We start from the raw sequence: 11,228 nt of genomic DNA on the forward strand, positions 1-11,228 counted from the left end.
TGAGTTGTGGAGAAGTGAAGTTGTAGTTTCAAGAAATGGTTAGTAGGAGGACTTGTATGAAGAAACATGTGGTAAAAGGGCTATCTTTGGGCCTATCAGCAGTAACACTTGCTGGTTCAACATCAATCACTGCTTTTGCAGATGAAATTGATGAATTCAAGGATGGGGAGCAAACACAAGAAAGTCAGCAGGAAGCCAATGAGGCTGAAAAGTCTTTCGCTGATGCGACAGAATCATTAAATGAGGACTTTAATGAACAGGAGTTTTCAGGGGTTGGTTCTGAAGAGGATGCAACAGGTGTGGCAGAGTTAACTGAGATTATGGCTGATGAAATTGACTCAGAGGACTCTCCAGTAGCAGGTGAGACTTGCACAATCACAGTTGTTGATGAGTTTGGTAATGTTGTAACTGACGAAGAAACAGGAGATGTTGTTACAGAGGACGTTACATTTGGCGAGGCAGCAGATATGGCTGCAGCAGTTACAGACGATGCAGCAGCAGATATTGAGAACTTGAATCAGGCTGCTCAGGATCTTTATACTGCAGCAGGGGAGATGGATGCGGCAGAGGCTAATGCAAACTCAGAAGTAGGGGATGCAAATCAGGCAGCTGAGGACGCTGAGGTAATTGCAGGTGATGCACTTGCTGCTTCAAATGCGGCACTGGAGGCCGTAGAAAATGAGTCTAAAGAAAATGCTGCTTCTATTATTGCTACAACACAGGATACATATGACAAGGCAGTAAAGGATTTTGAGACTAAGGAAAAGGCATACAACACTGCAAAGACTGAGTTTGAAACATACGAGCAGGAGTTCCAGCAGAAGGTTGAAAATTACAATAATAGTTTGAATTCTGCTTATACAAATCTTGAGTGGGCTGAAGAGGATTTGGCAGCTTCTAAGCAGAGACTTGCAAATCTTCAGGAAAACTTACAGAAGGCTTATGATGCTTATCTTTCATCAGCAGCAGGTGTTCTTGCTACAGCAGAGCAGACATATCAGGATAGCGACAAGACAGATGATGACAAGAAAGAGTATCTTAAGGCGATTCTTGAAAACTACTACATTAAGGCAGAAGAAGGCCAGACAGTTTCTGTTACTGAAATTGGGGATTTCGTAGATTACGATGGAACTGAAAAGGATCTTATTACTGTTAAATATCAGATTATCGATGATGCTACTGGCACAGTTGTTGAGGACAAGAAGATTAATCTTGGCTACGATATCAGTGGCACTCAGGTAGATCTTTACGAGAAGGTTACTTACTATGATTATTTAGATGAGGATGGAAATGTAGTTCACATCACTCAAGAAGATATAGATACAGAATTAGCAAAGCCAAAGGCTGAGCAGAAGATTGTTAAGAGATATAAGAAGACAGTAGAGGTTGATGGTGAGGAAAAGACATCATACCTTATTGCTGATGCTTATGACAAGCTTACTGACGAAGAGAAGGCTGAGTACACACTTGATTATATTGTTCTTGGAGATTGGGACTGGGATAATGCAACAGTTTCTGGTCTTGATAAGACATATACATCTTATACAGATTTAGATGGCAAGACAGTTGAGGGTGCAGTTGCTTCCGAAGAAATCGCAACAGATGATGAGGTAATTAGAGTCTACTCATTTGATGTAGATGGCAATTATATTTGCACAGCTACAAACCTCAGTACTAAGAAGGTTTACACATATGTAAATAATAAGCTTTCAGCAACTGATTACTTAAAGAGCACTGATTCAGCAGCAACTATTGCAGCATCAAAGACTGGTTATCAGATTCTGGATGCAAGAGATGAATTTAAAGCATCTGGCTACTATGTGCCAAGATATGTGCTTAAAGTTGCATATAGTGCAAATCGTGAATTAGCATGGTCTGCAGACCTAAAGACCAAGACTGTTCTTGGAGTACCTTGGCCAGATGGTGTTACTCCACATGCTCAGCCAACAGCTGCAGAGGCCATTGTAAATGGTAAGAATAATGCAGCAGCCAATGCTGGAAATCCATATGATGATAAGTATGAATATTATGGATTTACATTTGACGGCTATAATAATGATTGGACAGCGGTTAAAACTGCTGAAGACGCTCCATACAATGTGACATGGTTTGTATTTGATGGAAGTGTTACATACCATGTGGCAGGTACATACAATATTTCATATGATGTGGTTACAGATGATACAGTTCATTACACTGTAGGTGATGGATGGAATGACTTCTGGACAAAAGTAGGAAACTTCTTTACTGGAAAAGATAAGGAGACTGTTAAGGAAGCAATCATTAGACAGTACGAGGTAGACAATCATACAAAGGTTGTTGGAGTTAAGAGATGGAACTGGGATACTAAAACAGCTGAGTTCTATGTTGTTAAGCCTACAAATGTAAATGCTACAGGTAGTACATATTCAGCAGTTGAGGTAAATGGCAATATAGATGGAAATCTTAGCAACCTTACATATGGAAGAGATATTAGCTATGTAGGAAAATCTACTGCTACATCTTCTGATGAGTACAACAAGGAAGCATCTATCGACCAGAATGTTACAGATGAATTCTTCTACAACAATGGCGATGCAGTATTTAGCAATGCAGCAAGAGCCTATGTAGAAGGACTTGAGCAGGCTGGCGCAACAATGACAAAATTCTTTGACCTTATTAATCTTGTTAATACTGCAAAGGAAGCAGTGGAAGATGCTCAGCAGCAGTGTGAAGAGATTAGAGCTCATATCGAGGACCTTAACAAGACATTGGCTCTTGGTGATTTGGAAGTAATGCCAGAGTTAGCTGAGTGGGAAGGAAAGCTTGAGAAGGCAGAGGAAACCTACGATAAGGCTAAGGAAGATCTTGGCAAAGCTAAGGATAACTTAGATAAGGCTAAAGAAAACTTCAAGAATAAGTATAGTAATGATGAAACAGAAGCAAATGGTGAAGAAGGTACAGGCGCAGAGGGTACTGGAACAGAGGGTGCAGGCACATCAATATCTGGTGGCGGCGCAGCAGGTGGTACTTCAGGAACTGATTATCCAGCTGCAACATTAACTATCACTGACCCAGCTACACCACTTGCAGGTGACACAACTGCAGATAATACTACAGCACCAAACAGAAATACTAGAAGAAATGCTGCTAATAACGCAGCTGCAAATGCTAACGCTGATGCAAATGCAGACGCCGATGCAGATGCAGATAATGAAGTAGTAGCAACTCCAGAGACAGATGAGGACGAGACAATCAAGCGTATTGCTGATGAGGCTACACCTCTTGCAGCTGAGAAAGAAAGCTCAACTTCAAAATTAGGTTGGTGGATTTCAATTCTTCTTGTTATTGTTGTAGTAGCAGGTGCAATCGCATACTACAAGAAACAGCTAGATGCTAAAAAGCTTGACGACAAATAATCGCCAGCACTAATCATTTTTCACATATCATTTTTCAAAAACAGGAGGTACTTCTTTCGTGAAGTACCTCCTGTTTTGCGTTAAGAGATAATAAATTATTTTGTAGTGGCCATACGTTTAATGTAGTCCATAAGAGTCCTAATAGGTGGAAGTATAAGTACAATGTATGTTACAAAAGCCTCTGCAAAAATATAGATGCCATTGTAAATAAGTGAATAAGGAAGCGGACTCATGTTGTAATCAGCCGCATACTCACCAAAGAAAAGACAGCCAGAAAGAACGGCAAAGAAATATCTGCCCAGTATTGCAATACCGTATCCCTTAAGTAATCCGTTATTAGATTTTGCAAAAAATCCTGAGAGGCCAAGTGCCGCAAATGCAAGTATATAATCTACGATTACTTGTGCAGGGAAAAGAATATATGGATCTACAATCAGATTTAAAAGACCGTAGGCAATGCCAGAGATAATTCCAAGAATTGGTCCGAACCAAAAGCCCGGAAGACATGCTACAAGCATAGAAAACAATGTGATTGAGCCGCCCATTGGAAGCTTGGTGAATTTGATGTTAGAAAGGACAAAAGCTAGTCCTATTGAAGCTCCGCAGAATGCTAATTGCCTTGCGGTAAAAATAATTTTTGAGTTGAGTGTTGATGCTTGATTACTCATTTAAAAAAATCTCCCTTCATACAAAATGATGCCAGGAGATCCACTAAGCTTCCTTACGCTGGTATTGTCCAGTTCAAGTAATAAGGGTCGGTGTAAATCACCTCTCAGCAACTGCGCCCCTAGCAACATATTTATTTAGCTAGATACAACATAACACTAGAGTATTGGGACGTCAACATGATATAAATAATATCTATAATTCAATCTTTTCTGTTGAGGTGATTTTATTGTTATATTTTCCAGTGCCAATATAATTGATAATATCCCACCAATATATTTTATGATTCTTAACATTTTTCTCCCTCTATTAATACTCCCAATTTATTTTATAAAGAAAGTATCCCATAGATTTGTGGGGCAATAGAAAAAAGTGATTTTAAAGGCTCTTTTTTGGGGGGATTGGGCAAGACTACTGCCTATGGGAAATTTTGGATTTTGAGCAGTAGCGAATTTTGGAAAAGTTACTGCCTATATTGAGAAATATAATATAAGCAGTAAGGAAAATGGAAATGTTTACTGCCTGAAGAGGGAAAAACCAAATAGGCAGTAAAACAAAGCTAAGAAGTTACTGTCTAAATGTAAAAACGCAAAAAAAGCAGTAAGAAAAATGAAAAAGGCTACTGCTTAGATAGAGAAATGCCAAATATGCAGTAGTGTAGGGGAAAAAGACTACTGCCTGTCTAGTAAAATGCAAAAAAAGCAGTAGAAAAAATGAAAAAGGCTACTGCTTGAATAGAAAAATGCCAAATAAAGCAGTAGTGTAAGGGGAAAAGACTACTGCCTGCCTAGTAAAATGCCAAATAAGCAGTAAGAAAAATGAAAATGACTTTCTTGATTTTTAGTTTTTGTGCCGAAATGATGCAAAAATGATGTTTATTACATATATAATTAAAATAGGGTATAATTGCGACCCTAGCAATATTGTAAAAACTAATTTTATTTGGAGGAAAAGTTATGAAGAGAAAAATGATTTTACAATTGTTGGTAGTATCTGTAATTGTTACAGGATGTGGTAAATCAGAATCAAGCAATGTGGCAGCTTCTAGCGATGAAGCTATTTCAAGCAATGTTGTAGTAAGTGATGAAACCACCGTGGGCGGCGAAGTGAGCCAAACAGACAATACAAGTGACTTAAGCGAAGAGACAAGTTCACAGGACAGCGTGGAGGACAGTGCAGAGGGATATAAGAAAGCATATATTGAGGCAGCTAAAAGTATAAAAGAGAAACATGATTTCGATAGTCTCAAATTTGGCCTTATAGATTTTGATGGAGACGATACGCCTGAATTGGTGGCTAAAATGAGCGGCAGTTGTTGGCTATATACATATGAAGATGGAAAACTCAGATGTCTAATGGATGGTTGGGTATATGGTAATGCCGGCGATCTTGGTTATGATTACGCTCCGGGAAAAGGTATTGTTAGAGATGGGGGAAGTCCTTTTTATGGAGCGTTATACTATAGCGCTTATTTTTCAAAGCATGAAGAAGGTGAGCTGGTGTTAGACTACAAAAAAGAGGAGTATCACTTTGATGATAAAGACGGTGATGGCTTTCCATCTGATGAAGAATTAGAGGGATTTTCAGAGCAGAAAGTTTTCAAGGTGGAGTATACATGTGAAAACGGTGAGAATCTAAGTGAGGAACAAATAAAAGAAAAAATCGATAGTTATGATAGCTACACTTTTGAGTTCTTAGAAGGTACATATAGCTACGAGGAGTTTATAAAAGAGCTTTCATAATCAATTGGAAAAGGGGAAGAATAAGAGAATGAAAAAGAAAGTAATAATTTTAATGATGGCAACAATGATGTTATCCCTAGTTGCATGCCAGCAGGATACAAAAAGCGAAAGTGCAGGGGAATTAGAAGTTGAATCAAATGGTTTAAATACTGAGTTGGTTCAAGAGCAGCAAACGAGCGAAACTAATCAAGAAAACGATTCTGAGATTACAGCTGATACAGAGGGAATAGAAGATGTCGTCGAGGATGATTCATACGATTTTGGAGATATGGACCCGCTGTATGTATCTTACTTGAAAAATGAGATTAGTGTAGAGAATCCCTATGTGGAGGGAGAACCATTAAATATACTGGCCTATAAGGAAGATTATACATCGGAATTTGAGAACGCTACTATTAAGTATGCCTTGGTAGAAGTTAATGGTGATACTAAAAGCGAATTGATAGTAGATATAAGGAGTGATGTTGATCAGCTTATGGAAATACTTACTGTTTCCGATGGAAAACTGATTTTGCTTGATGTATTTGAATCTCATAATATGCGAATGGGAACTAGCGTATATGCAAATGGTGTTGTCTGTGAAGAACGAGGATACGATGATAAGGTGACAGAATATTTTAAATATAAGTTATCCGGAGATCAAAAACCTATAATAACATTTTATAAGGCAGAGGACAGTGATAGTGATTTAACTTATGACTATTATTATCTGGTTGGAAATGAAGATGAGGAGAAAATGATTTCCTCAGATGAAGAATATGAGAGAATAAGAGCTAAATATGTTGGCAACTCATTAGAATTTACTGACATTACAGACTTAGTAGAAAGCCTTTAAGGGTTGAAAAAAGGCGCCGAGAAATTAGAGCATTTTTAAGAAAAGGAATAATAGACCTTATCATCCGAAAAATGTTATTATGGAAGAGGTGGGATGGCCCATCCATTTATAAATAGGAATTAGGTCAATGATAAATACAGAAAAGATAATTGAAAAAGTAATATTAGTTGCAGTCTGCGAGGGTGATGAGGTAGAGGCTAAGGATTCTATAGATGAGTTGGCAGAGCTTTGCGAGACTGCAGGAGCTCAGGTGGTTGGTCAGATTATGCAAAATCTTGAGCGCAGAAATCCAGGTACCTATGTAGGCACTGGTAAGGTTGAGGAGATTGCAGACTTAATCTGGGAGACTGGGGCTACTGGTATTGTGTGTGACGATGAGCTTACACCGGCCCAGATGAGAAATTTGGCAGATGCTCTTGATACAAAAGTTATGGATAGAACCCTTATTATCCTTGATATTTTTGCAGCTCGAGCAGGTACAGCCGAGGGTAAGATTCAGGTAGAGCTGGCACAGCTTAGATATGAGATGACCCGTCTTACAGGATTCGGTAAAAACATGTCTCGAGTTGGTGGTACTGCAGCAGGTGGCGGTGGAGCCATCGGTACTCGTGGACCTGGTGAGAAAAAGCTGGAGATGGATAAGCGTCTTATTGCAGGTCGTATTTCTCAGCTTAAAAAAGAGCTTGCTGATGTGGTAAGTCACCGCGAGCTCACTCGTGCTAAGAGACAGAAAAATGGTGTCCCAGTGGCTGCTATTGTAGGCTATACCAATGCAGGCAAATCATCTCTTTTGAATAAACTTACTGATGCAAATATTTTGGAGTGGGATGCGTTGTTTGCCACTCTTGATCCTACTACTAGAGAGTTGTTTTTAGACAATGACCAAAAGGTGCTCCTTACTGACACTGTTGGTTTCATTAGAAAGCTTCCACATCATTTGGTTGATGCATTCAAGAGTACACTTGAGGAGGCAAAATATGCTGACTACATTATCCATGTTGTAGATGTGAGTAATCCACAGATGGATAGACAGATGGAGATTGTGTACGAGACTCTTGATAAGCTCGGTGTTAATGACAAGCCTGTTATTACCATATTTAACAAGGTTGACAAGGTGCTAGACGAGCACGACTATCATGATTTAAGGGCGGATTACACGGTACACACATCTGTGAAAACTGGTAAGGGCCTTGATAGAGTAAGAGAGATTCTGGCTGAACTTCTCCGAGATGGAAAAGAGTATGTTGAGAAATTGGTTCCATATTCAGAGGCTGGCAGTATTGCGAAAATAAGAGAAAATGGAGAGCTTATTTCAGAAGAATATCGTGAAGACGGAATTTTTATCAAAGCATATATATAATTTTAAAAGAATTTTACGAAATACTTAGACATTCTTTACTAGTCATGTTAAACTATCTTCGGACAAATAAGAAAAGGTTTAATTATTTATTTCTCGTGAAGGAGAAATACGGTAGAAGGAGAAAGAAATGACAATTGCACAATTCTTATCACTGCTAGGTGGAGTGGGCTTGTTCCTTTTTGGAATGTCAATCATGTCCACTGGACTGAAAAATAGTTGCGGTGACAATCTTCAGATAATCTTGGAGAAAGCTACTACAAACAAGCTAGTAGCTGTTCTTGTGGGAATCGCTATGACGGTTCTCGTTCAGAGCTCTTCAGCCACAGATGTTATGGTTATCGGCTTCGTTAATTCAGGCATGATGGCTCTTTCACAGGCTATTGGAGTTATCCTTGGTGCCAATATTGGTACTACAATCACAGCACAGATCACAGCTTTTAATATCGCTACATTCACACCATTCTTACTTTTCATTGGTGCTGTAATGTATCTTTTCATTAAGAATAATCTTACCAAACATATTGGTTCAGTTATCATGGGATTTGGTATGCTCTTTCAGGGTATCACAATCATGAAGACTGCTATTGCACCACTTTCACAGTCGGCGCTGTTTGTTAATTTCCTTACAACACTTAAGAATCCATTTTTAGCATTGCTTTTCGGTATTGCATTTACTGCATTACTTCAGAGCTCATCATCTTCAACAGTTATCTTCCAGGCTTTTGTAGTCCAGGGAATTCTTGATTATGATGTTGCAGTATATTTGGTAATCGGTGCTGCTATCGGTTCTGTTACACCAAACCTTTTAGCATCACTTACAGCCAATAGAAATGGTAAGCGTTCTGCTATTTTGAATTTGTTATTCAATGTTATAAGAGCTCTTGTAATTATTGTGGTTATAAATGTAACACCACTTTTGTCATGGATTCAGTCTACATCAGCTGACCCAGGACGTCAGATAGCTAATACACATACAATCTTTGCGTTGATTGCAGTGTGCATTATCTTCCCATTTACAGATTATATAATCAAGCTTACATACATGTTTATCCCAGAGCTTCCAGAGGAGACTCGTGCAGCAGAGGACAGACAGCTTGTATTTATGTCGCAGGTGACAAACGTACCACCTCATATGGCTATTCACCAGGCACAGCTTGAGGCAGCCAGAATGGGTGCTATTGCAGCTGAGAACTTTGAAAAGGCAATCGATTGCTTCTTTGACTACTCGCCAGAAAAGGTAGAGGATGTTGAGGAGCGTGAGGAGACAGTTAATATCCTCAATCATGCTATCCAGGATGCTATGGTCAAGCTTCAGGCTCTCAATCTTACACCTGAGAACCTCCGTAAGATATCAGCTATTACAATCGCTGTAACTGATATGGAGCGTATTTCTGACCACGCTGAGAATATTATCGAGTACGCTACTCGTATGAAGAATAAAAAGACCAAGCTTTCTAAGAAGGCAGCCAAAGAACTTAAGGATATGGCTGAGAATTCAATGGAAGAAGTTGAGCTTGCACTTGAGATTTTCACTTCAGAGAATTACGAGAGCTTGCCTAAGATAGAAAAATTAGAGGCTAAGGTAGATAAGCAGGAGAAGCAGCTTATCAATCATCATGTAGAGCGACTTATGGACAACAAATGTGAGCCTATCGCCGGAGTTATTTTCTCTGACATGGTTACTGACCTTGAGCGATGTGCTGACCACGCTATCAATATCGCATATGCGTTAAAGGATCACTAGTGGACCAGGGGGACGGGGTTCATGGTCCATTTTATAAAAGGTTAATTTAACCCCTCTTTACCAGATAATTGGTGAAGAGGGGTTTTAGTTTTTTTATATATAGACATTAAGAAAGGTATTTTTATGATTTGGATGTTGATGTTTGTTGGAGCGGCAGTAGCTTCAATTCTAGGAATCATCTATATGACAAATTCCATTGCAAAGTTTAAAGTTATTAAAAATAAACTTGTGGCGTTTTTGATTTTGGTGGCTTTATTTATGATATTTACATTTACTTTGGAATGGATAAATGCCCTTACCATCACAATCTATACCACGGGCTTCTTCTTGATTTTTGGGTTACTTGGAAGAATCGTAAGGCGTTTTTCAAAAAAAGAATTTAAAGTGCATTGGCAAGGACTTTGCGCTATTTTGTCATCTGTTTTGTTTCTAGGTACTGGCTATTACCTGTGCGCAAGTGTGGTGGAAAAAGACTATAACTTGACTACAGAAAAAGATACTGGAGATATAAAAATAGCAATGCTATCCGACTCTCATATTGGCACTACATTTGATGGAGAAGGGTTTGCCAAGCATCTAAAGACTATTGAGGCACAGTCACCAGATATATTGCTTATAGTGGGAGACTTTGTGGATGATAGCTCTAAAAAAGAGGATTTGGAGGTCGCTTGTAAGACTATAGGTGAGATGGATTTAAAGTATGGTGCATGGTTTGCATACGGCAATCACGACAGGGGTTACTTTAATCATAGAGATTTCACAGCAGAGGATTTGGAAAATATACTTCTAGAAAATGGAATCCACATTCTTGAAGATGAATCCGTATTGATTGACGATAGATTTTATCTAGTGGGACGAGCTGATAAGGGATATAATCCTGACCGATTGACAATGGACGAGCTCTTACAGGATTTAGACACCAGCAAATACATAATAGTTATGGACCATGAGCCTGCCGATTATGTTGCGGAGGCCCAGTCTGCTGCTGACCTGGTACTGTGCGGTCACACCCACGGCGGACAGATGATTCCTATCACAAAATTTGGAGTATGGTCAGGGATAGACGACAGTACCTACGGATTAGAGGAACATAATAATACAAATTTCATCGTATCCTCAGGCATTTCCGACTGGGCTATCAAGTTCAAAACAGGAACTAGGTCAGAGTATGTGGTCATAAATGTTAATGCTAGAAAAAGGAATTTAGAATAATAGAAAATGTAATTTGATAGTGAAAAAATATTTGCTGCGTAGTCATAGACAACCTAGACGCGAAATGCTACAATTAAATCTATATGTAGATACTGTGGGGAAATTCTTTAAAAGAGCTGATTTATACGGCTTAAATAGATTTAATGAGTTAGGAGAAATTGTTATGGCACGAGCAGATGCGAGTGGAAATATCGAGCGAGGAGAAGTGGATATTCAGTGGAATACCCAAAGACTTCGCTCGTATTTTAATAAATGTCAGGAAACATATGAT

Annotated in this window: 7 protein-coding genes and 1 riboswitch; of the genes, 6 read left to right on the forward strand and 1 reads right to left on the reverse strand. The window is 38.9% G+C overall.

The window, feature by feature from the left end; all coding sequences use genetic code 11:
• Window positions 1–56: 56 nt before the first annotated feature.
• Window positions 57–3,398: a hypothetical protein gene (locus tag F0Q01_RS11300; protein ID WP_090488986.1), complete on the forward strand. Its 3,342-nt coding sequence runs from the start codon at window positions 57–59 to the stop codon at window positions 3,396–3,398.
• A gap of 95 nt (window positions 3,399–3,493) precedes the next feature.
• Here F0Q01_RS11300 and F0Q01_RS11305 read toward each other — a convergent pair whose 3' ends face one another.
• Window positions 3,494–4,066 carry an energy-coupled thiamine transporter ThiT gene (locus F0Q01_RS11305; RefSeq protein WP_090488988.1) on the reverse strand — a complete coding sequence of 191 codons (573 nt, stop codon included), beginning with the start codon at window positions 4,064–4,066 and terminating at the stop codon, window positions 3,494–3,496.
• A gap of 33 nt (window positions 4,067–4,099) precedes the next feature.
• Window positions 4,100–4,197: riboswitch (TPP riboswitch) on the reverse strand.
• A gap of 823 nt (window positions 4,198–5,020) precedes the next feature.
• On the opposite strand from F0Q01_RS11305, the gene F0Q01_RS11310 reads away from it, so the two are divergent.
• The 5 genes from F0Q01_RS11310 (at window position 5,021) to F0Q01_RS11330 (ending at window position 10,957) form a co-directional block, all read left to right on the forward strand.
• Window positions 5,021–5,806: a hypothetical protein gene (locus F0Q01_RS11310; RefSeq protein WP_090488991.1), complete on the forward strand. Its 786-nt coding sequence runs from the start codon at window positions 5,021–5,023 to the stop codon at window positions 5,804–5,806.
• A 28-nt stretch (window positions 5,807–5,834) separates the two neighbouring features.
• Window positions 5,835–6,641: a hypothetical protein gene (locus tag F0Q01_RS11315; protein WP_090488993.1), complete on the forward strand. Its 807-nt coding sequence runs from the start codon at window positions 5,835–5,837 to the stop codon at window positions 6,639–6,641.
• Between the two features lie 118 nt (window positions 6,642–6,759).
• Window positions 6,760–8,001, forward strand: coding sequence for a GTPase HflX (gene hflX, locus F0Q01_RS11320; RefSeq protein ID WP_405374126.1), 1,242 nt, complete (start codon window positions 6,760–6,762; stop codon window positions 7,999–8,001).
• A 127-nt stretch (window positions 8,002–8,128) separates the two neighbouring features.
• Window positions 8,129–9,745 carry a Na/Pi cotransporter family protein gene (locus F0Q01_RS11325; protein ID WP_090151428.1) on the forward strand — a complete coding sequence of 539 codons (1,617 nt, stop codon included), beginning with the start codon at window positions 8,129–8,131 and terminating at the stop codon, window positions 9,743–9,745.
• 123 nt (window positions 9,746–9,868) lie between these two features.
• Window positions 9,869–10,957 carry a metallophosphoesterase gene (locus F0Q01_RS11330; protein WP_090488995.1) on the forward strand — a complete coding sequence of 363 codons (1,089 nt, stop codon included), beginning with the start codon at window positions 9,869–9,871 and terminating at the stop codon, window positions 10,955–10,957.
• Window positions 10,958–11,228: the final 271 nt, after the last annotated feature.

Source organism: Pseudobutyrivibrio xylanivorans (assembly GCF_010906925.1).
In the GTDB taxonomy this organism is placed as follows: Bacteria; Bacillota; Clostridia; order Lachnospirales; family Lachnospiraceae; genus Pseudobutyrivibrio.

What these genes read in the sequence shown, in the direction of transcription:
- F0Q01_RS11310 (WP_090488991.1), top strand. Translation starts at nt 5,021, where the DNA reads ATGAAGAGAAAAATGATTTTACAATTGTTGGTAGTATCTGTAATTGTT.
- F0Q01_RS11325 (WP_090151428.1), top strand. Translation starts at nt 8,129, where the DNA reads ATGACAATTGCACAATTCTTATCACTGCTAGGTGGAGTGGGCTTGTTC.
- F0Q01_RS11330 (WP_090488995.1), top strand. Translation starts at nt 9,869, where the DNA reads ATGATTTGGATGTTGATGTTTGTTGGAGCGGCAGTAGCTTCAATTCTA.
- F0Q01_RS11315 (WP_090488993.1), top strand. Translation starts at nt 5,835, where the DNA reads ATGAAAAAGAAAGTAATAATTTTAATGATGGCAACAATGATGTTATCC.
- F0Q01_RS11305 (WP_090488988.1), bottom strand. Translation starts at nt 4,066, where the DNA reads ATGAGTAATCAAGCATCAACACTCAACTCAAAAATTATTTTTACCGCA.
- F0Q01_RS11300 (WP_090488986.1), top strand. Translation starts at nt 57, where the DNA reads ATGAAGAAACATGTGGTAAAAGGGCTATCTTTGGGCCTATCAGCAGTA.